Origin of the sequence: Sphingobacterium sp. UBA7249 (assembly GCF_002472835.1) — a bacterium.
Lineage (GTDB): Bacteria > Bacteroidota > Bacteroidia > Sphingobacteriales > Sphingobacteriaceae > Sphingobacterium > Sphingobacterium prati.
Map to the genome: position 1 here is coordinate 14213 of NZ_DKST01000013.1, position 21664 is coordinate 35876.

A 21664-nucleotide genomic window follows, 5' to 3' on the forward strand; every position below is an offset into this window, starting at 1 on the left:
TTATACTCCGGAAGCGATTGAAGCTTGTGTATCGTTGACAACACGTTATATAACAGATCGTTTCCTCCCGGACAAAGCGATTGATGCATTGGATGAAGCGGGCTCTCGTGTACACTTGAACAATATCCATGTTCCGCAATCTATAATTGATATCGAAAATAAAATCGAGGAAGTCAAATTAGAGAAAAATAAAGTAGTTCGTAGTCAGAAATACGAGGAAGCTGCTAAACTACGCGACACTGAGAAGAAACTTATCGACGAATTGGAGAAGGAAAAAATTGCTTGGGAAGAAGAAACCAAGTCTAAACGATATACTGTTTCCGAGGAAAATGTAGCGGAAGTTGTCGCGATGATGACCGGTATCCCGGTACAGCGTGTCAGCCAAACAGACAGCCAAAAGCTGTTGAATATGGGTGAGTTGATGAAAGGAAGAATCATTGGTCAAGATGACGCTGTTGGTAAACTGGTGAAAGCCATCCAACGTACGCGTGCTGGACTAAAAGATCCTAAGAAGCCAATCGGTTCCTTTATATTCCTAGGTCCTACTGGTGTCGGTAAAACTGAATTGGCAAAAGAGTTAGCACGATTTATGTTTGATACCGAAGATGCGCTTATTCAAATTGACATGAGTGAANNTGTTGGTTATGAAGAAGGAGGACAGTTGACTGAGAAAGTACGTCGCAAGCCTTATGCTGTAGTACTGTTGGATGAGATTGAGAAAGCCCACCCAGATGTGTTCAACTTGTTGTTGCAAGTATTGGATGAAGGTCAATTGACTGATAGTTTGGGACGTAAGGTAGATTTTCGTAACACGATTATCATCATGACTTCCAACATTGGCGCACGTCAGTTGAAAGAATTTGGCCAGGGAGTTGGTTTCACTACTGCCGCAAAATCGCAGCAGACAGATGCACATTCCCGCGGGGTAATCGAAACTGCATTAAAAAGAGCTTTTGCTCCAGAGTTTTTAAACCGTATTGATGACGTTATCGTATTCAATTCGTTGACAAAAGAAAATATCTTTAAGATCATTGATATTGAATTGACGTCATTGTTTAAACGAATTGCAGATTTGGGTTATACCATTAACTTGACGGATGAGGCTAAAGGTTTCATTGCAGACAAAGGTTACGACAGTAATTTCGGTGCACGTCCTTTAAAACGTGCAATCCAGAAATATCTGGAGGATCCAATTGCAGAAGAAATCCTCAAAGGAAATGTGCAAACCGGTTCAGTTTTGACCGTGAGTATCAATCCGGAAACTAAAGATATTGAGGTTTCTAGCTCAGATTCTAAGTCATCAAAAGATACAGCTGAGAAATAATCACTCGTTGTATTCTAAATAAATTCAGAAAATGCACCAATATGGTGCATTTTTTGTTGTAAAGAAGGTTGACGTTAAACTTTAGCACTATTTTATCGTCCTATACTAAAAAATATGTCACAAATAACACAAACGATATGAAAAGACTTTTATTAGCAGCCTTAATTGGAACCGCAGCTTTGGTTTCATTTTCTTCTTGTAAAAAGGAGTATATTACACAAGAGGTAAACGTTTTAGATGGCGTAAGTTATGTATTTCCTGTTAAATCAAATGAATGGGTTAAAGAAGCTAACAATCTCTACAGAAAAGACATTTCTATGAAGGATTTAGATCAGCGCTATTATGAAGACGGCCATGTGAATGTAGCGATTAATTTGGATGCTGCATCGGATAGATATGAGGCAATTCCATCTGAAATATTTGGCTATCAATTTTCGTTCAACTATTCTATAGGTGTTGTACGCGTTTATGCCAGGGATGTAAGCGGACAAGCTCCTACTGCACCAGACAATATGCTTCTTAAAATTGTTTTAACAGATGCATCTATAGGAAACTAGTAACGAAGTAAAAAGATCTTGAAAAATTACAATGCCTCAAAAGCTAAATACTTTTGAGGCATTTTTATATTTAGTTATCCTTTCAGCAATAACTCCGCATGTTCCAGTGCCGCATCCGTTGGACTAGCTCCACTGAGCATCTGTGCGATCTCTTTTACCCTCCCTGTTTGATCGAGCCTAACAATATTTGATATCGTACGATCCGCTTTATCTTCTTTATACACTTTAAAATGTGCCGCACCTTTTGAGGCAATCTGTGGCAAGTGGGAAATCGCGATTACTTGCATATTTTGAGCTAAATTTTCCATGACCTCACCTACACGCAAAGCGACCTCTCCCGAAATTCCCGTATCAATCTCATCAAAAACAATGGTTGGCAAAGCCGAAGTTTTGGCAACCAGTGACTTTATGGCCAACATCACACGGGAAAGCTCACCACCCGAAGCCACACGATGGATGGATTGCAAGGCCTGTCCCTTATTCGCGGAAAATAAGAACTGAATGGTATCTATTCCAGACTCGCGCATCTCTCCCTCCTTTAGGGGCTCTAATACGATCTGAAGCACGGCATTCGGCATACCTACATTCAGCAATGTCTTTTGCACATCATTGGCTATTGTATCCAATACTAATCTACGTGCCTGTGAGAGCTCTTTCGCGTTGTGCAGTGCAACTTCCAGTTTCTGTATAACCTCGGCCTCCAGACGCTCCAGCTGTTCGTCTGAGGAATTAATGGCTAATATCTTTGCTTCCAGATCGTCCCTCAACTGAATAAGATCTTCAACAGAATCTACATGGTGTTTTTTCTGTAACGAATACAGTAGGCTTAATCGCTCATTAATCTCCAACAAAGTACCTTCATCCAATTGGGTATCTTCTTCAAGCGAAACTAATTCTGCGGCCACATCTTTCAACTCAATCAGCGTACTCTTCACCCGTGCAGCAAGATCAGCCGATTCGGGTAGAAAAGAGGATATTCCTTCGATCTGTGTCATCACGTCCTTCAGTTGCGTCAGTACCGCTGTATCCTCATTTTCCAACAGTTGCGATGCTGCATTTAACGCACGCTTGATATCCTCGGCATTCTCCAACTGACGCTGTTGCTGCTCAAGTGTCCCCTGCTCTTCCACAACCAGCTTCGCTCCATCCAGTTCATCAAACTGAAATTGAAAATAATCCAACTCTATCGTCGCCTTCTTTACCATTTCTTTCAGTTCTTCTAGTTCCCGCTTTGCTTTTTTATAGGCCGAATAGCTTTCCTTGTAACTTTGTTTCAAGGAAAATGAACCAGCGACGCTATCAACTACTAGAAACTGGAATTCCTCGGTATTGATCTGTAAAGTTGCATGTTGGGAATGCACATCGATTAACTGCTCTCCCAATTGCTTAAGTATGGACAATGTAACCGGTGAATCATTAACAAAGGCACGGGATTTACCGTCTGGTGTTATTTCCCTTCTGATAATCGTATGATTCGCATAATCTAGATCGTTCTGCTCAAAGAAACTATTTATTTGATAAGCTCCAATATTAAATTCTCCTTCGATCACGCATTTCTTAGATGGATCAAAAAAGTGTTTTCCCTCTGCCCTATTACCCAAAATTAGGGAGAGTGCTCCCATAATAATGGATTTACCCGCTCCAGTCTCCCCAGTAATCATATTTAAGCCTTTATCAAATTGGATTTCCAATTCGTTGATCAGGGCATAATTCTTAATATGTAAGGTATCTAGCATATTCTTAAAGGTCTATTGTTACAGTTGGAGGAAAACCGTTCCTCATCCAATTTATATAATCTATTTTTATGATCCTTTCTTTAGTAGGTAATTTACCTAAAACTCAGACGATTTCAATATATTTTGTTCCAAAAAAATATTATTACAGATCTAAACAACTTTTGTGATAATTATCTATAAGTGCTAAATACTAAAAATAATATCAAAATTACAAATAAAACTAATTATAATAGCTAAAATAACAATTAAAAATCTTTAGGGTATTTTAACCGCTCAAAGTCATGCTCTTGATTCGAACAATGGTGATATCAAAATAAATCTATCACATCCCGCTTTTAAAACTATAAACACTATCTTTTGACAGTATAATGTTTGCTTGCGACAAAATAATGTCCTTCTGTTATGACTAGGCATGAATAAATAACTATTTTTACAGCATGCAAGATTATAGTGCTACTCTTAAAAAATACATACCTGAGGAAGCTGCACCGATCATATCTAAGTGGATAAACGATACAGCGTGCTTGTTTAAGATTTCTCGTTCCCGTAGCAGCAAGTTGGGCGATTACCGTGCTCCTTTTAGGGGCAGTCCCCACCGTATTTCGGTCAATCATGATCTGAATCCTTATTCCTTTCTGATCACAACCATACATGAATTTGCACATCTACAGACTTGGAACAAGCACCAGCACCGCGTCAAACCGCATGGAACTGAATGGAAAAGACATTTTAAGGAGCTAATGGATCCATTTTTAAAACTAAATATCTTTCCGGCCGACATCAGCGGCGCAATACACAGTTATATGGAGAATCCGGCCGCATCAAGCTGTACCGATCTTCATCTATTCCGTACATTAAAAGCTTATGACAAAGCAAAAAGCAATGCGCTGACGGTAGAAGCATTGGAGGATGGCCATTTTTTTAAATTGAAGAATGGGCGGTCTTTTCAACGGATCGAGAAAATACGGAAACGCTATAAATGCATGGAGTTAACCAGCAAACGCATGTACTTGTTCAACCCAATTGCGGAGGTATTTCTGCTAGAACAATGATTTTTAACAAATACATTCATTATATTTTTATCTTTGCTAACTTAGGAAACAATTAAAGAGAGCTTTTATGTTACACTTACACTCGACAATAGCAATTGTCTTATTGCTAGCCCTGGTGATATCTATTGTGATCNNCCTTAATGAACTATTTAGGCAACAAACCTTACAACCGTAAAATTGCCTTATTAGGTTTTATCGTATCGCATATTCAATTGTTAGTGGGATTGATCTTATACTTCGTTTTGAAGTATCCATCAATGATCTCTGGCGGCGTGATGAAAGACCCAACATTACGTTTAAAAATCATTGAGCACCCCTTGACAATGATCATTGCTATCGTATTGATCACTATCGGTTATTCAAAAGCTAAAAAGATGGAAAACTCCAGAAAAGCAAATCAAACTGTTGTGATTTTCTACATCATCGGTTTAATCTTGATGCTTGCCCGTATTCCATGGGGTACCTGGTCATTATTTGCATAGTCTATCATCAATCATAGCAAAAGGCATCAATTATCTAATTGATGCCTTTTTATTTACCAACTGCCACGCCAATACAAAAAAAGCCTCAGTAAAACTGAGGCTTTCAATATTTTAAACGACTTTTAATTAGTCACGGTTTTTTCCAAATCCCAAAATACCGAAAACAGTTTTAAATGCTATAAGAGCGCCCACAATCATGGCGATGTTTGCTATCGCGGAGAACAAGAAAGTTTGTTGTCCCATTGCAGTACATACATCCGGTACAAAACGGATAAATGTACCTATTAAACCTAAAGCGATAGCTACTACCAATGTTTTGTAGTAATGAGTTTGATTCGCATTATTATCAGTTGTCTTTGGAGCCCTTGGTTGTACAGTTTCTGCCATTTCTATTTCGATTTTATTCGATACAAATGTACAAAATATTCTATGTTTGAAAAATAAAATTGAAAAAACCACTAATGATCAAAATCCCATAAGTAAAATATAGGCATTTCTCTTTATTTTGATTATTACTGCACAGGTTTTTGTACATGATTGGCATATATACACTCCGCATTTATACGTCAACTTCATCACTAAAACTAGCCTTCGAGATTTTTTCGATAATAGGTACTCTCGCGCTTCAAACCCAAAAACTCTGTTACCATCGGATCTTTTATAATCTCCTTGACATCTCATGAACGACATTTTCGACATGTGGTTTAGCATAATTGGCTGTGGTACCAAGGCTATCTAGCAGCGCTGCGTAATGCGACTCGATGGATTTATTATCTTTTGCCATAATAACAGTATTCATAGACTTAAATAACTGTTGATCCCAATCGTGCTTGCCTTGTGCTACCGCTGGATGCCTATATTTCAAAAAGCCCCAGATTCTTCCCAAATCCACCAAGCATTGATCAATCTCTGGCGTATTGTTAAAATCAGAAATACCTGAACTCACAGGGTCACTAATCCCTTTTGTAAAGGGAACAAATATTCCCGTTTCTCTGGTAATATCTTTACCATCGACAGTAATAAGTACATCATCAACCCACATCTTGCCCTCTCCAGACAGAAAAAATGCAATGGATATCCCTTCGGTTTGGTCGGGTACCAACTTCGTCTTTAGCTCAATATTTTCCCAATTTTTTTGTTCCCCGAATTTGACGATTAGCCATATTATCAAAAAAGACTTTCGGATCTATTCGCAACATTATCGCAACATAGGATCCTTCTATGATATTCTCGCGTTTGATCATGGCAGACACCTCAATGGAATCGCCTTTTAAATTTGACGGCAACCACATCATGATTCCACCAAAACCTTTATTTTTCTTTATACTTTCAATCTGGAATGCTCCCTTTGCACTTTGATATGTATTCTGATTGATACTGCTCTTGAAGGCGATAGTGTCACCGATATTGAACCAAGGGCTGCCAATGGGCTTATCAAATGAAAAGTTAAATGTTTTGTTGACTATACGATTCGAGATCGTCGTTAGAAGAACAACAAGGAAGATAGAAAAGGAAAATTGACGGTATTTGCTTTTATTGCCTCATAAAGTTTGGTTAACTTCGCTTACAAGAAGCAAAGTGCATGAAAACAGTTGACAACTATCTATCAGGTTTAAAGAATGCTTACTATGACAATGGCAGCAGGGAAACTTGGGATCATTTTGAACAGATTAAACATGGTGCAAGTAAAACAAATTTGGAGAAGCTCAAAGAGATATTTTCAGATGTCCCTCAAGCACTCGTAGAACTGCTCGAGTATGTTGATGGGACCTATTGGCGAACCTACGCCGATGAGGAAATAGCTTTCTTCTTTCTAGGGTCTGACTTAAATGAGTATCCATATTATCTACTTTCTTCTAAAGAGATGATCGAAAATCAATCTATTGCACATACCTATTATGCTGATTATATCGATCGGAAATATGACCACGTGGAAATTGATAGCAAGATTACTGATAAATCAGCGAACTTAAAATGGCTTCATTTTTCCGACTGTATGAACAACGGTGGCACTTCACAATTATTCGTAGATTTCAGTCCTTCAGAAAAAGGTAAAAAAGGGCAAATAGTACGTTTCGTGCATGATCCCGATGAGTTTTGCGTCATAGCGGATAGTTTCGATGAATATCTCCAGCAGCTGATCAATAATGGTTATAATTTTATTGATGAAGAAGATATGTATTAGGACTGTGACATTGATCGTAAATTACATGTATATGAAACAGACCTGCAGTATGAAAAACGGTTCGTCATCCCTCGAGCCTTAGCGATATCCTCTACAGCTATCCAGGTTCCAATTGTGTCCACAGTGTGGACACAATTGGAAATGTGCGATAAAATCACCGGTATCAGGGATATTCTTATCAGACAATCTGTGCTAACTTTAATTCGAAAAAATTAAAGATAAGCAATGAGAAATATCATGATTGTTTCAACTTTTTTGACACTATTGAGTTGTAAAACCAACGAACAAAAATTCCGAATCTCCCCTATTTATACGGAGCCAAAAAAGATAACAAGCGATGTTTCTGAAAACGGCATCTCCCATACATTTAACACGTTTAAAGAGATTACAGAGCGGCTTAATCACCTGGTTTTTATGATATCCAAAAAGGAAAACTTATTAAAATTCGGTCTGCAGGGCAATATTTCCTCTAGTGGTCATTATATCAATCGCATACGGAAAATCCGAATCGAAGAGGAATTCACGGGGAATACCTTTAGGCTGAAATATATTGTCGAGATCAAAAGGATAGCGGGCAAAGAAAATGCGAATATTCGGGGTTACAATTATACAAAGGATGAAACCTATAAAATCCCTACTGGAGCTAAGATTATCACGATTGAATTGTATGAAGATTTTGTAAATAAATCGTCCGATGCGAAGCCTAGATTAACTGCTCAGCAAACCTTCAATTTTTTCGCACACATGTAGTCTAGTAATGACGATGAAACTCCCTAATCACCAGCAGAATTTTATTGACACAATTCTGCCTATTTTAGTGCTACTGCTCCATAGCCGCAAGAACTAACACCATGAGTACTTCATACTTCACAAAGGAAGCAAAGTATGAAGTGAGTAGATTATTAGCCATTCAGCATTTTCACCGCTAGTATGTGCTTACACAACCCTCTTTTCCCTTGATGGTTGGTAAACCAATTGCAAGTACATTGATATTTATCCCCCTGGATGATCACGGTATGTTGTACACCTGATCCATCGACCCTGGCTTCAATATAATCCACTGTATTCCTGATAAACTGCACTCCTTCTGTGGCAACAAGTTTTTTAGCATTTTTCAACCTCGGATTCAATGCCAAAATACGTTCCATCTTAAAGGGCAGTCTTCGGTAATAATGCTGATGACTATGCAAGTCATAGCCCAACAAACCAATGGAAGACAATGAGGCAGATAATGTATCCATCGTGTCAAAATCAACATCATGCTCTATCGACAACATGGTCGGATCAAATAGTTCGTTGGACTTGAGCAATCCATTCACGGCATGTACCCATTCATCAGGAACTGCCTTAATCATATTTTCCAATACATTACCTTCTCCTGAGAATCCCCGATAACTATCTGGGGACAAAGCCAGGGTCAATCTCATTTTACCAAAGTCGGCAACAAAAGCGGCACTTTCACCGCCTTTCTCCTGATAAACGAGTAATCTATCTGCATAGCTGAGCAGTCCCTCCAATAAACGTAATCGTTGTATTCCACCAATTCGTACGGCGCCAAGAGTACCTATTGGTGAAAACACAAACCGACTGGCTCTTTTGGTCATATAGAATTCTCCTTTGACATTCCCTTTCGGTAAACCTTGGAATAACTGAATAAGCTGAATCTTATTTAATTCAAATTGCACTTCCATGCCTGCCAAATATAATTGCACCGAAGTAAGCCCCTTAATCCAGCGTGATGGTAAGGTTACTTTTTTCTCAATTACCTTGGTCTTATCGGTACTGATAGCGACTTCACTACTCCCTACCCCCAATACCATTTTTTCGGTCTTTTTTACAGCATTTAATGCGTTAAGCATAGGTTCATTGAAATCTACATTCGTGGTACCACTTGTGATAAACTCACCATCAATAGCATCCTCCAATAAATCCAGACGCGCATAAACACCGTTGCAGGAAGAAAAGCCCTCGAAACGAATCTGATTGGTACCAGCTGATACAATAGGATCCCGTAAACTCGGCGGCACAGGGCCGAAACTTGACTGCACAACTTTCGATAGCGTCAATAAGCATTTGGAAGTCAGTAAAGGATCCGTCAAGCTCCCCCAGAAGAAACAAGGCACATTGGCTACTTCTGCGAGTTCAGACTGATGTGCCAATACCAATTGCTGTATCCCCGATTGTTGGGTCAGCTGTGAATTTCTCGTATAACTAATTGCTAAATCTTGCTCCGCCATAATCTTATTTTCGTATTTTCTTCAAAATAGGTTGTAAACTCTTATATATTTCTAGCTTCTCAAATACCTGTTGCAGATCATTTGAACAGTGGTATTGCTCTTTGCTCATCAAATCATAATAATACTCGATGATTTTCTTAAAATTGGTCGGCATTTTTTCAACGATATTATAATGGAGCAAAGCTATATTCAATAGTTGCAACAAGGCATTATTATGTTTGGAAGATATGTCGCGACATTGTTCCAAGACTTCAGCACAACGGCCGATAGGTCCGTAACCATTGCTCAACAATGCACCCAATTGTTTACCAAGTGTATCCGTGTCCAACCTATTTTCTTGGATTGCTGCCAGCACAACCTCAACAGCCATGGCGCGCACCTCTTTCTCTTTATTAAAGAGTGAGGTAGCCAAGTATAGATTGGATTGCTGATCGAACCGGAAAAAATCATACAACATCTCTTGCAAATAAGCCACTGGGGATTTTCCTCCCGAATCACTTTTGTTGTTCAGGCCAATGGTCAAAAACATGGAAAGGCTTTCTGTATTCTGCGGCATTAAACTATGCATATAGGGTACATCTGCCCTATATAAATAATACGACATTATCGCATCGTTTCCTCTGTTAAAAATATCCCTATGGTACAAAAAGCTGTCGGCTCCCTGTTTATAGGATGGAAATACGTAGCTCAACTTATCACCATTATACACCTTTTCAGATTTCCGGGTCGCATAATTATAATTATCATAATAGGTTGGCTCGGTTTTTAACGCTGGACGGAATGGCTGCGCAGCAAAGGGAATATCCGCTAAAGGCTCCTTACTAAATTCTTCAAAATAGGCGTCCGGATGATGTGTACGTGCAGCAGTAGCCCATACACCAATCCAACCGACTTGGTTCGAATCTTTGGAAGACAACAGATTTCCTAACCATGATTGCTGCTGCACCTTCATTGGTCCAATACCTAAGGCGTAGTTTATGACCTCTTGTATTTGCTGCTCCTCAATTTGCTTGATCGATCGCTCAATACCTTCTAGATCTTCACGAACGGTACGACTCAGTGCGATAGAAAAATCCAGTAAATTGATTTTCACCCCTACTTCCTGATAAGCTAAAATACGTTGCACAAGAACGCCAGGCGCGATCCAAAACGGTTTATGTGTGGGTAAGCTCAATAATGGCAAACGAATACCATCTATTCGATATTGCTGCAATAACTCCAACTGACTGCCCATCAGACTGACCCATTTGGAATAATTGTGATACCTATCTTTGTCCTTGTATACCACATTGGGTTTATAATACATATTAATGAATGTACCCGAGAAATGGTTGTACCAGGAAGATTCCCGATATCCTCCACTTAGTTGTTTAATATAAGGCTCCAACTGTTTTTGATAATCTGCCGGAAAACTGCTTGCATGCTGTACCCAACCATTCATAAGTATTTCTACTTGAACCGGGTCCGAACCTCCGATTACCTCCCCTACCTTGAAAAATAATTCGTTCCATGTCTGCGGATATGCGTAAGCTTCGTTTAGACGTCTTACGTTTATAGGCTGATACCTATACTGTTCCTGTGTTTCGCCATGAAGTTCGGCAAGTATCTCTTCCTCCGAATAACCTTCATCCTGTACCAAGTAGCTGAGGTCAGTAGCGATTGTTCCCATCATCTGTGGTTTATAAAGCAGCAACTTAGCAGAAAGTTCATCCAAAGGTTCTTTTTGATATTTGAGGATAAACTTACTTGCCCTTTCCTGTAACTGTAAATCCGAGATCATAAAGATATCGGCAGCGAGCGAAACAAATCGTTCCTGCCATTCTGGCTTTTCCTTCAACAGTTTATCAAATTGTATCAGAAGAGTTTTGAGGCTCGTTTTAACATCGCTTCGCATAAAGATAGCTTCGGCCCAATCTAAAAACTCAGGTAATTGAAAATCATTGTGGCCAAAGAATGGTTTCAAATATTCCACCGCAAAATTAATCACAGCACTATGTTCGGCATGCAATAAAGGGAAGAATTTCTGCTGATATGCAATCACTGTATTTTCGGAAAGCTTCATCCGCTCGATGAGTTTTCTGAAATAGCCCTTCAGATTATTATTCCAATTTTTGGTCTGTGCTTCCAACGCCCCCTCAATAATGAGTGCAGGGTCAATTTTTCCGCTTTCAAGCAAATTATCGAACACTTTATCCCATAGCAGTTCATTGACCGTATTCTGATAATTATAATCCCAGTAGGCATTCTGAATACCTGTTTCGTAGGCAAATACCAAAGGAATATCCCGGTGGATTGTCAATTCATCCGTTGTAAGTTGTTCAAATAACTTTTTTGATTCATAATTATTAAAACCAGAAATCGAACTAGCATAAAGTTCCGGTTCAAAATCAATGTGCCCCATTTGCTCCAAAAAACGGAGATCGTTATAATTAATCCGCTGCCATTCATTTTTACGCACTAACTGTAATAAATATCCACCCAACCAATTGGGCTTGGCATAAGCTAGGATCTGCATCACATCCTTACTCCTTGCCTGGTTCAAAAGTTCGTGAAAAATATCCCAGTTAGCTGCATCTGAACCAGAAAATGTAGCTAGAGCAAGTAATTTTACCGTGCGCTGTTGCTCCTTTGTGCCCCGTGTCCCCCAGTTGTACTGTGCCCTATTTTTAAATTCAGGATCTTTGGAGAGGTCACTGTAATCGACCCAATATCGCTTTGCCGCCCGAATTTCTTTTTTTAAAACTTCCAGGTTGCCACTGGAATACTCCTCCAGAAAAGGGATGATATCTTCCACTCCACCTGCACTGATAAGCTTTTTCATTGCAACCACAGCCTCCTGTTTTCGCTCGCCGCTAGTGGTAGTTTTCCCTGAGCTTACTCCTTTTATCTTCGGCTCTGCATCAACAGTTCCATCTTCTGAATAACCTTTTTTTGTCTTTTCAGCGATTAGCTTTTCTGCATCTTTTAGACAAGCTTCTTCTGAATCAAAAGTCTTGCTTTTACTTTGTCCAGCAGTCCCGTTTCGACCATAGGTAACTGTATGGGTGACACCCACTGTTTGTATTTCCCAAAATTTATCCGATGTGCCGTCTATGTATTTTAAATGCTTAAACATTTTTTCTTAACGTATTATAAATTCTTTTCTCTGACATTTAAATATAGAAAATTTAAACAGAACAATGCGGTTTATTTTTCACTCACAAGATAATAATCCAACTTTACAGACTGGAAAACACTTTTGAAAGAGCCCGAGATTTCATCTGCTAAGATTAAACAAGTGAAAATCATTCCTTTCATTTTCTTGTCAAAAAAGCGTATCTTAATCATAAATCACAGCCGCATGAAACGCTTATATACCCTATTTAGTTTTGCTTTGTTATTTTCAGCAACAATGATCGCGAAAGCTGGTCCTTCTCACCACAAAAACTATTCTAAGCAGTTAACTGATACGCTTTCTGATAATATCCGAAAGTATATTACACAATTAGCTGTTTCGGAAGGCTTAGATAAAAGCTCCATTAAAATAAAAACAGATAGTTGGGGAGAAGTAACCGTTTCAGACAACTGGGGTAAAAGTGTCAAATATAGTAAAGACCACTGGGACGGATATACAAAAAAGGATAACAACGGACTTAAAACATCGATAAAACAGGATTTTTCCGGCAATATAGTCGTAAAATATAACAACGGAAAGGAAAAAACGGTCAGAAAAAATATAAGTGGCGATTTTGATATTCCTGATGAGGACGGGAGCCCATCCACTGCTTCCATAAATACCCTCGATAATTTGGAGATCCGTGACAGTCACGGCAACCTCACTTCTATTTCAAAAAATATCTTCGGCGGTTTAGATATCCGTGATGCAAGTGGCAACCACACCTCCGTATCTAAAAATGTTATTGGTGGCTTAGACATTATTGACAGTCAAGGAAATAGCAGTCGTGTATCAAAGGATATTTTAGGAAACCTGACTATTGAAAGTAATACCGGTAAAAGTACGACCATTAGAACCGACATATTGGGAGGCAAAACAATTGAAGATAACAAAGGGAGCCGTGTTTCTGTAAGAAAGGATATATTTGGAAATTATGAAGCCAGTGATAACAATGGAAATCATGCGTCTATTAAAAAGGATATCTTTGGAAAAGTAATCATTGATGATCCAAAAGGGATCTTAGAAACTGTAAAACTTCAACTGATCGAAGATCTAATGAAGGAATAAAATCAGCATAGACACTCTAAATAAGCATAATGCAATTATGAATGATACACAAGATTTATTTTTATCAAAAGACATTTTACCCTTATTTGATTATACATTAAACTCAGATAGTCATTCGGCGCTCTACGAACTTCTACAAAATCCATTATCATCTATCGCCCAGATCACCGATAGACAAGCAATCCTAAAACAAATTATTTTGTCCGTATCACGCTGGAATGACTACTATTACCCCAAAATTGAATATGCGGATTCACATAAGTTCTTATGTCATTTCCCATTAGGAGACCTAAAAAAAGTAGATTTTCTAACCTACAAAGTTAAAAAACAGAAGAACAACATCTTACTGGGCGAGTATGCGCAACTAATTAACTTCTTATCCAAGCTTGAAAACGATTTCGCAGGAAATATTGAACTCAAAGAATTTCCCCATAAATATCAAGAGGATCTTAGGTTTGTCATAAACTATCTCCACTCCTTCAAACTTCAACACTATTTATCCAAAATTCGTAAAGGTAAACTAGGCTATACATCCATCCAGGAGCTAAATGCTATTGTTTCTGAAAACCGTAAAAATGGTGATACGCTTTTATTTTTTGAGAAACTAGCTCTTTTCGAAGCTTATTTATCAATCGGGAAAGCAATTTATAAAAACAATTTTCAGTTCGCTACAATGAATGAAAATTGTTTTCAACTCACAGAACTATATCACCCTTTGCTATCTAATCCTGTAAAAAATGATATCGTCATAAAAAACAATATCGTACTTATTACAGGTGCAAACATGTCCGGAAAATCAACGCTGCTTAAATCCATCGGATTATGCGTTTACTTGACTCATTTGGGATTAGCTATGCCTGCCAGCGCGGGAACCATTCCTTTTTATGATCATGTATCGATTCAAATTAATCACAGCGATGATTTAAAAAATGGTTATAGTCATTTTATGAACGAAATTATCAAATTGAAAAACGTTGTTCATCAAGCGCATGAGGGTAAACGATGTTTCGCTATTTTCGACGAGCTATTTAAGGGGACCAACTATGAAGATGCACTGGCTATAAGTGTAAAAACAATCAAGGGTCTTCAAAAGTTTGCTACTTCTACTTTCTTTATCTCTACACATATAATTGAATTACGGCAGAAAATCGCAGAAGCCAACGTCCAAGTCAGCCCCTACTATATAGACTGCAAGATTGTCGAAGAGACACCCGCTTTTTCTTATGTATTGAAAACAGGATGGTCTAATCTGCAAATAGGTCAATTATTATTCAACAAAGAAGGACTAAATAATCTTTTAGATTGATCTGAAAACTTCTATATCAGACTCTAAAAGATAAGATCCTACCTTAATAGAAAAATATTGTCTCAGGATAATAAATAATCCATCAAAAAGTCGCGACTTCTTCCAACAACGGCTGCCAATCAAAACCAAATGGCATAGCAATTAGCTTCCCATCAGGCGTTAAAATATACTTACTCGGATATCCACGGACCTTAAAGTTTTTTTCCACCTGATTGTCTGACATCAGCACGGGTATGGTATAATTATTTCTAGCAACAAAATGTTTCACTTTATCTTCCGTATCACTACATGCTATACTCATAAAACCTATCTTGTCCAATCTTGATTTATCCGCCTTCAAATCTTCATAAAACCTATTGAGTTTTGGCATCTCCGCGACACATGGACCGCACCACGTGCCCCAAAAATCAACCAATGTCCATTTACCTTTTAAGTCAGCTTTCGCGATTTGGCTATTCTCCAGATTCGTCAAAGCAAAATCTGGCGCATCGGGCAATTGGGGAACGACCTTCTGAATGAAAAACTCACTGAATTTCTGTTCCGGATAGTAATATTGGTAAAAATCACGTAACCCGTTATAGCTAGTACCCTGAACCGTCAAAAACTCATCGATATATTTCTGTAAAGCGACATCTTTCTTACCGCCTGCGGCCAATTCTGTAAGATATTCTTCCGCATAGCTTCTCTTAGATTTCAAAAACATAATATCGTAAGACGAGTTGTACGCAACCTCTGCCTGATTTTTTGGTGAGTATAGGGCAGCTTTCTCCAAATAGTTCATCGCTTCTTGTTTATTGTTTTTGCTATCCACTTGGAAGGCTAAATAGTTGGCCGTAGCGAGATGCGCACGGGTTATATTGCGATACTCGGTCTTATCTGCATTATAAAGTACCGTAAGTTTTGAAATAATATCTGCTAGCAATTGCCGACTATAATCCAGATCTACAGAGGCCATCCGCTGATAAGCCAATAACGCATATCGCCCGATATTTCCGTTTATCCAATAGTCGTCATTAAGATCCATCAACTCATTAAGCATTTTTTTAGATTGCGATAGATTGTCGGTCTGCTGAATAATCCGCCGTCCCAGCACCATCGGATAGGTATATTGTTTTTCAATTTCGGAAAAATAATTGACTAATAAGTCGGTCTGTTCATCGGGAGACAAGGCTCCTGCTGTCGCTGGTTGCCCCAAGTGTTGATATAAACCATTCTGCATCCAATCATATCGTTTTTCGTGGTCTAGTAACGGAATTGCCGCGATAAACTTATCCCTTGATAAGTCTCCATTGTAGAGGAAATTCAAAAGATGATGTGTACCCGCAAGAAAATTGACCGGTGCATCGTTCAAACTTAGGTCATAAAGTTTATGGTTCTTAATTTGCTGAAGTAGACTTAATTTTCGCTGTACGAATGTCTTATCATTTGGAAAAATAGCATCATACTTAACGATATAATCCATCACCTTCACGCTATCAATTGCCTCATCGGTATAAAGTGCCTTACCGGCAAAGCTGCCATTCAGCAGCATCTCCGCATATGCTGCATTGTAAGTACTGGACACAACGGTATCGATCACGTGTAATTTTGTTGTATTGATAAATGTGCGACTATTATAACTATATTCATTTTGCCGTGAGAGCATAACAGGTAAAAGTGTCTTCTTATCGACAACAAGCTCTCCCTCCAAACGACCTGAGGAATCCCTAAAAGTAAGATATAAATTTTTCTTGTCCCCTTTGACCAGTGCATATTGATTGCCTTTGACAAGTTGTGGCCCAAATTGGAGCTTTTCCAATAATTCCTTATTTATATACTTATGATTTAGATTATTACTAAGTAAAACAGCTCCTACCGTAACGTTGTTTCTGACCATTTCTGCCATATCATTTGAGAGTTGCAAATGATTAGCCTTTGATACAATCTCATTTCTGAGTGAAGAAGTGTCAACGATGGTCTTTTGATCCCGAAAATTGAAGTGGATAGGTTGTTGTAAGTTCATCAGAATATCAACGAACATACTCGAAGACAAAACATTTTGATTACTGTCAGGATGAAAACTTGAAAAGATAAATGGAAGATTGGTATCCTTATGTTCTATGGCTTTAATCGATATTTCGGAAGGAAAATCTTTTTTTGTCGCTGATCTGTTGGCAGACAATGTAAAATATAATGTTTTGGATTGTGTAAGCTTTCCTTCGGAAAAGGTTTCTTCGGTTATTTTATAATTAACTTTCTTTTGTCCGAAACAGAAAGAATTCAATAAAAGGAATACGAATAATAATCTTCTCATCAAAAAATAGTTTTATATGGTTATCTCTAAAATTAATAAAAATTCCGTTTAAATACAATATACAACCAATTAAAAAATATATAAAGCAAAAGATGACTCCTTTGTTCTTCAGTTCTTTATGATCTTCTCCGCATCAGAAAGACTCGTAACTTTGGACAAAACCAATTGATATTCTTTCAGATAGAAAAGTAATAAATCCATTGATCTTGATCCATAAAAACTCGATTTTAAACCACTATGCAGGTTGCAATTTAAAGGATTATTATAACAGATGTTTAATATCTGCCCACCGATTGGTAACGCATCAGGGAGCAGAAGCGCAAGCTTATTACTTTGAGCCGATCAACGAATACTCTATAATCCGGAAACTTCTGAAATGCCACTCGCTCAAACCAAGCCTTGTCCAACATGATATCTACACATCTACGTTTTTTTATAACGAATCTTAACCCTTAACGCGAGGCAGGTAAAACAGATTGAAGCAATCCACGCAATAAACCTGCGCACTTAAATATACTAAACAAATAATTTTTTGAAATAAAAAAAAATAATCACCTAATAACCAGACAAATAAACATTAATCACACATTAACCTCTTATTACGCACATATAACGCGTAGATCAGCTCGCAATTTTGTAATGTCAGTTCAGAATAGTCTGGCAGAAATGTTTAACGATAATGCAATGATGATGAAATTCAACTTCCTTAACACTAAAAAACAGCTGGTTACCAATCATGAAAAAGCAAAGGTTTATCTCATGACACCAGAACTGGAATTGTATACTACGGTAGTCACAACTGGATTGAATGACTCTTTTTATGAAACCGGCAACAGTCGATTAGATCGAATCAAGGAGCTGGTCATGGCATGCGAATCGACATTTGTTGCCAAACTTGCCATATATGCACGTACCGCAATGAACTTAAGGTCAATCCCGATAGTACTTGCTGTCGAATTAGCGAAGAAAGCCTCTGGGGACTCTATCGTAAGTAAAATGGTAAACCGTGTGATTTTACGTGCGGACGAGATAACTGAACTTCTGGCCTATTACCAGATTGCAAATAACAGAAATGGAGCGAAAAAGTTAGATAGACTTTCCAAGCAAATCCAAAAAGGTCTGGTGGCGTCTTTTAACAGATTTGATGAATACCAGTTCGCAAAATATGACAGGAAAGCTGAAATTAAGTTAAAGGATGCATTGTTTCTTATACACCCTCGCCCTAAGAACGATCAACAGCAGGCTATTTTTGACAGGATCGCAGCGGATAAACTTTCAATCCCTTATACTTGGGAAACGGAACTTTCTAAATTGGGTCAGGAAAATTTTGATAACGCCCTTGCCAGAGCTGATGCTTTTGCCAGAAAATGGGAAGAGTTGATCGAAAGTAAAAAAAATGGGTTACATGGCTTTGATCAGAAATCTTCGTAACATCCTAAATGCGAAAGTATCCCTTCAGCATATCTCGATGGTCTGTGATTACTTGTCTAACGAACAGGCGGTGTTAAATTCGAGGCAACTTCCATTTAGATTTCTTTCAGCTTATAGAGAACTGAAATCAATAAAATCGGATTTGACATCCATTGTATTGACAGCATTGGAAGATGCTACACGATGCAGTGCCGGAAATATAAAAGGTTTCAGTTTTGAGACTTCTGTCGTAATCGCCTGTGATGTATCTGGATCTATGCAAAAGCCCATTTCCGCAAAAAGCACGGTCTTGCTATATGATGTAGGTCTCATGTTGGCGATGCTGTTACAATCACAATGTAAAACCGTAACAACAGGAATATTTGGCGATACATACAAAATCATCAATATGCCTAGACATCGAATACTGGCGAATGTTATGGAATACTACAAACGAGAAGGTGAAGTGGGGTATTCGACAAATGGATATTTGGTTGTGGACGATCTAGTGCACACAAAAAAGATCGTGGATAAAGTCATGATATTTACAGACTGCCAACTATGGGATAGTAATTATAAAGGCAACTCGTTAGAGAAATCTTGGAATAATTATAAAAGTTTAGCACCACATGCAAAACTCTACCTATTCGATCTGGCGGGATATGGAAATCAGCCCATAGATGTTAAACAAAATGATGTTTACCTATTAGCAGGCTGGTCGGATAAAGTATTTGATATACTTTCTGGTATGGACAATGCCCTATCCGCTGTCGAACAGATCCATCAAGTTGAAATATAAGATCATCCCGCAGTAATTTGGTTGCGGGATTAATAAAAGGAATAAAATAAGCAAGTGTCGTAGAAGAGAGTTACTTCGCATTTGAGTTGCCCGTGTCACAGGTTCGAGTCCTGTCTCTATAGGTATTTAGAGTAGCTCAGTTGGTAGAGCAGGAAAAACAGTCTCTTTTCGTTAGTTACCTTGCTTTATGATAAAATTGGATAAGTGCCGTAGAAAAGAGTTACTTCGGTACAATGGCAGGTTCAAATCCTGCTTCCGATCAGTTCTAGATAGACGATATCGAAAACGTAGGAAAAGACTCTTTTCGTCAGTTGCCTTTTTGATTCTAAACAGAATGCCGTAAACGATAGTTACTTCGTCGCCATTAAGGGGAGGAATAATGAAGTTGTAAAATCAACAAGATCATCCGGTTCGAATCCGGCAATGACTAGCCCCCACTATTGTTACTTTTTGCTTCTGTTTTTTTTAACTTGAAATTTGTCAAGTACAATGTATTCTCTTACATTGTACTTTTGATGGCGAGTCCTCCCAAAAGACTGGATATATGAGATTCACCACGAATGAAGTTAATGGACAAAATAGATTTTATACCACTGATTGAACTTCCCACTATAAAGGGGGCACAAAGCAATATAATACCTAAGGGAACTTCCTTTACAAACACGAAAGAATGGGACGTCTATCAAGAAACGGTCTTGAGGAAAAACTATATTGATATTCCTCGTCCAATCGTTACAGGAATTTATCAATATAGGCTTTTTGACATTCAGATTGAGGATTTAAGAACAATAATCAAACTCCATATTGGAGACATGCCTATAAAAAACTCTTGCTCACTATTTGGCGGCTACGCAATTTCCATTAATGGACAGATTGAATTGTATCCACAATGCTGTGGCCTCTTAGAAGAAATTCAACAATGGAAAAAAATACTAAATGAAAATTTCGAAGATTTTTCACTATTGGAGTGCCACCCCTCACCCCGAATCACCAAAAATCAAGACAGGATTATCATTTTCTGCGACGATAAAGACGAACCTTTCTTTCCATATTTTTCAAAAAATAAAATCGAACTTGACTACCAAACCACAAAAAAAGCATTGATAATCTTATTAAATCAGCTACATTTTTTCTCCGAAAAATTAGAGAGTCTAGCAACGGAATTTAAGGTAAATAATATTGCTAACATCTTGATTTGGGGACAGAATGAAAATAATGAATCTAACAAGGAAGATTAATTTCGGCATATTGCTAATACATAAAAAAACAAACAGAAGAACCCAAGCTTCGCTTGATGGCAAAAATTAACCATAAGATCTGAAAAGAAAAAGAGAAAGTTTTCGATTAGGATCAGCCCCAAATAATTTATGATTTCCAAAACAAGATTAAAATTCCTAAAATTGCAAACTCAATTTATGTTACATCGGATCTGGCATTTAAAAGCTAGCCGAGTCACGACGGGAATAGGCCCAACACAGTGTTATACTTGAGTTGAATAAAAACAAAAAGATGAAAAAGCTTATATTTTTTCTATTGCTGATACCTTTCTGGACAAGCGCCCAACAACAGAATATCCAAGACTTTGTCGTAAAAGAAAACCTTTCCAAAAATGGAAAATTGGCTGTTGTTGCATTAGATTCAGTAGGCAATACAAATGAAACCATCAATGGAAACTACCTATTTACTATCAACGGTTTCTCTCAACCACTGCAATTTCACGATGGCGTCGCAGTGCCAAATCAAAAAATAGAATCCTCTACTTTTGTATTTTTTAATCACAAGAACCAGGAGAAATCCAAAGGCCGACTGTTTTATATCTACAAGACAGACAGTGGACTTTCTCCCTTTGCCATCAGCGGATTGATGTTTCTGATTATCCCCGCGATTGTGTTGGGCATCGCTTATATGTTTAAAAAAGTGATCATGACCGCGATTGCACTAGCAATTGTTTTCTTTATATTCAATCATTCACAGGGGCTGGATCTAAGCAAGATATTTGAATCAATTTTCTCCAGTTTAAAAAACCTCTTAGGGTGATAATTGACTTCGGGACCGTAAGCC

Annotated in this window: 18 protein-coding genes and 1 tRNA gene; 13 read left to right on the plus strand and 6 right to left on the minus strand. The window is 38.1% G+C overall.

The genetic code is table 11. The features are described 5' to 3' along the window. Both B4A24_RS09175 and B4A24_RS09180 read left to right on the plus strand, forming a co-directional pair. Positions 1-1324: AAA family ATPase (locus B4A24_RS09175; RefSeq protein ID WP_293944476.1), on the plus strand; the 1324-nt coding region annotated here is incomplete at its 5' end. Between the two features lie 137 nt (positions 1325-1461). Beyond that, positions 1462-1881: a hypothetical protein gene (locus B4A24_RS09180; protein WP_293944477.1), complete on the plus strand. Its 420-nt coding sequence runs from the start codon at positions 1462-1464 to the stop codon at positions 1879-1881. Between the two features lie 74 nt (positions 1882-1955). On the opposite strand, the gene recN is transcribed toward B4A24_RS09180, so the two are convergent. Then, positions 1956-3617 carry a DNA repair protein RecN gene (gene recN / locus B4A24_RS09185; RefSeq protein ID WP_293944479.1) on the minus strand — a complete coding sequence of 554 codons (1662 nt, stop codon included), beginning with the start codon at positions 3615-3617 and terminating at the stop codon, positions 1956-1958. 437 nt (positions 3618-4054) lie between these two features. Here recN and B4A24_RS09190 point away from each other — a divergent pair, with 437 nt between their 5' ends. Continuing rightward, complete coding sequence (locus B4A24_RS09190; RefSeq protein WP_293944481.1) at positions 4055-4669, plus strand: SprT-like domain-containing protein; 615 nt, start codon at positions 4055-4057, stop codon at positions 4667-4669. 140 nt (positions 4670-4809) lie between these two features. Then, positions 4810-5151 carry a hypothetical protein gene (locus tag B4A24_RS09195; protein WP_293944483.1) on the plus strand — a complete coding sequence of 114 codons (342 nt, stop codon included), beginning with the start codon at positions 4810-4812 and terminating at the stop codon, positions 5149-5151. Between the two features lie 126 nt (positions 5152-5277). Here B4A24_RS09195 and B4A24_RS09200 read toward each other — a convergent pair whose 3' ends face one another. Further along, positions 5278-5538: a hypothetical protein gene (locus B4A24_RS09200; RefSeq protein ID WP_172395662.1), complete on the minus strand. Its 261-nt coding sequence runs from the start codon at positions 5536-5538 to the stop codon at positions 5278-5280. Positions 5539-5809: 271 nt separating this feature from the next. Continuing rightward, a complete protein-coding gene (locus tag B4A24_RS09205) occupies positions 5810-6322 on the minus strand; it encodes a hypothetical protein (RefSeq protein WP_293944486.1) in 513 nt (170 codons plus the stop codon). A 411-nt stretch (positions 6323-6733) separates the two neighbouring features. On the opposite strand from B4A24_RS09205, the gene B4A24_RS09210 reads away from it, so the two are divergent. Together B4A24_RS09210 and B4A24_RS09215 are read left to right on the plus strand one after the other, a co-directional pair. Next, a complete protein-coding gene (locus B4A24_RS09210; RefSeq protein ID WP_293944488.1) occupies positions 6734-7336 on the plus strand; it encodes an SMI1/KNR4 family protein in 603 nt (200 codons plus the stop codon). A 225-nt stretch (positions 7337-7561) separates the two neighbouring features. Further along, entirely contained in the window at positions 7562-8086 is a 525-nt protein-coding gene (locus B4A24_RS09215; RefSeq protein WP_293944490.1) for a hypothetical protein, read from the plus strand. 152 nt (positions 8087-8238) lie between these two features. Here B4A24_RS09215 and B4A24_RS09220 read toward each other — a convergent pair whose 3' ends face one another. Together B4A24_RS09220 and B4A24_RS09225 are read right to left on the minus strand one after the other, a co-directional pair. Continuing rightward, the gene (locus tag B4A24_RS09220) at positions 8239-9573 is read right to left on the minus strand and encodes an SWIM zinc finger family protein (RefSeq protein WP_293944492.1); all 1335 of its coding nucleotides are present in this window, start codon (positions 9571-9573) and stop codon (positions 8239-8241) included. Positions 9574-9577: 4 nt separating this feature from the next. Beyond that, a complete protein-coding gene (locus B4A24_RS09225) occupies positions 9578-12688 on the minus strand; it encodes a DUF6493 family protein (protein ID WP_293944494.1) in 3111 nt (1036 codons plus the stop codon). Positions 12689-12913: 225 nt separating this feature from the next. On the opposite strand from B4A24_RS09225, the gene B4A24_RS09230 reads away from it, so the two are divergent. Together B4A24_RS09230 and B4A24_RS09235 are read left to right on the plus strand one after the other, a co-directional pair. Beyond that, positions 12914-13795, plus strand: a complete 882-nt coding sequence (locus B4A24_RS09230) for a hypothetical protein (RefSeq protein WP_293944496.1) — start codon at positions 12914-12916, stop codon at positions 13793-13795. Between the two features lie 37 nt (positions 13796-13832). Beyond that, entirely contained in the window at positions 13833-15101 is a 1269-nt protein-coding gene (locus tag B4A24_RS09235; RefSeq protein ID WP_293944498.1) for a MutS-related protein, read from the plus strand. Between the two features lie 82 nt (positions 15102-15183). Here B4A24_RS09235 and B4A24_RS09240 read toward each other — a convergent pair whose 3' ends face one another. Then, entirely contained in the window at positions 15184-17394 is a 2211-nt protein-coding gene (locus B4A24_RS09240; RefSeq protein ID WP_293944499.1) for a TlpA family protein disulfide reductase, read from the minus strand. A 666-nt stretch (positions 17395-18060) separates the two neighbouring features. Between B4A24_RS09240 and B4A24_RS09245 the strand changes: the two genes are divergently transcribed. The 5 genes from B4A24_RS09245 to B4A24_RS09265 all read left to right on the plus strand — a co-directional run bounded on the left by B4A24_RS09245 (position 18061) and on the right by B4A24_RS09265 (position 21640). Further along, positions 18061-18825 carry a TROVE domain-containing protein gene (locus tag B4A24_RS09245; protein ID WP_293944500.1) on the plus strand — a complete coding sequence of 255 codons (765 nt, stop codon included), beginning with the start codon at positions 18061-18063 and terminating at the stop codon, positions 18823-18825. After that, on the plus strand, positions 18800-19603 hold the full coding sequence (locus tag B4A24_RS09250; RefSeq protein ID WP_293944501.1) for a TROVE domain-containing protein: 804 nt from the start codon (positions 18800-18802) through the stop codon (positions 19601-19603). The genes B4A24_RS09245 and B4A24_RS09250 overlap by 26 nt, the downstream gene beginning before the upstream one ends. Positions 19604-19733: 130 nt before the next feature. After that, positions 19734-19862 (plus strand) — tRNA-OTHER (locus B4A24_RS09255). Between the two features lie 301 nt (positions 19863-20163). Further along, on the plus strand, positions 20164-20841 hold the full coding sequence (locus B4A24_RS09260) for a hypothetical protein (RefSeq protein ID WP_293944502.1): 678 nt from the start codon (positions 20164-20166) through the stop codon (positions 20839-20841). 271 nt (positions 20842-21112) lie between these two features. After that, on the plus strand, positions 21113-21640 hold the full coding sequence (locus B4A24_RS09265; RefSeq protein WP_293944503.1) for a hypothetical protein: 528 nt from the start codon (positions 21113-21115) through the stop codon (positions 21638-21640). Positions 21641-21664: the final 24 nt, after the last annotated feature.

Coding starts and splice junctions, on each gene's coding strand:
- B4A24_RS09180 (WP_293944477.1), top strand. CDS start 1,462: ATGAAAAGACTTTTATTAGCAGCCTTAATTGGAACCGCAGCTTTGGTT.
- recN (WP_293944479.1), bottom strand. CDS start 3,617: ATGCTAGATACCTTACATATTAAGAATTATGCCCTGATCAACGAATTG.
- B4A24_RS09190 (WP_293944481.1), top strand. CDS start 4,055: ATGCAAGATTATAGTGCTACTCTTAAAAAATACATACCTGAGGAAGCT.
- B4A24_RS09195 (WP_293944483.1), top strand. CDS start 4,810: ATGAACTATTTAGGCAACAAACCTTACAACCGTAAAATTGCCTTATTA.
- B4A24_RS09200 (WP_172395662.1), bottom strand. CDS start 5,538: ATGGCAGAAACTGTACAACCAAGGGCTCCAAAGACAACTGATAATAAT.
- B4A24_RS09210 (WP_293944488.1), top strand. CDS start 6,734: ATGAAAACAGTTGACAACTATCTATCAGGTTTAAAGAATGCTTACTAT.
- B4A24_RS09215 (WP_293944490.1), top strand. CDS start 7,562: ATGAGAAATATCATGATTGTTTCAACTTTTTTGACACTATTGAGTTGT.
- B4A24_RS09220 (WP_293944492.1), bottom strand. CDS start 9,573: ATGGCGGAGCAAGATTTAGCAATTAGTTATACGAGAAATTCACAGCTG.
- B4A24_RS09225 (WP_293944494.1), bottom strand. CDS start 12,688: ATGTTTAAGCATTTAAAATACATAGACGGCACATCGGATAAATTTTGG.
- B4A24_RS09230 (WP_293944496.1), top strand. CDS start 12,914: ATGAAACGCTTATATACCCTATTTAGTTTTGCTTTGTTATTTTCAGCA.
- B4A24_RS09235 (WP_293944498.1), top strand. CDS start 13,833: ATGAATGATACACAAGATTTATTTTTATCAAAAGACATTTTACCCTTA.
- B4A24_RS09240 (WP_293944499.1), bottom strand. CDS start 17,394: ATGAGAAGATTATTATTCGTATTCCTTTTATTGAATTCTTTCTGTTTC.
- B4A24_RS09245 (WP_293944500.1), top strand. CDS start 18,061: ATGTTTAACGATAATGCAATGATGATGAAATTCAACTTCCTTAACACT.
- B4A24_RS09250 (WP_293944501.1), top strand. CDS start 18,800: ATGGCTTTGATCAGAAATCTTCGTAACATCCTAAATGCGAAAGTATCC.
- B4A24_RS09260 (WP_293944502.1), top strand. CDS start 20,164: ATGAAGTTAATGGACAAAATAGATTTTATACCACTGATTGAACTTCCC.
- B4A24_RS09265 (WP_293944503.1), top strand. CDS start 21,113: ATGAAAAAGCTTATATTTTTTCTATTGCTGATACCTTTCTGGACAAGC.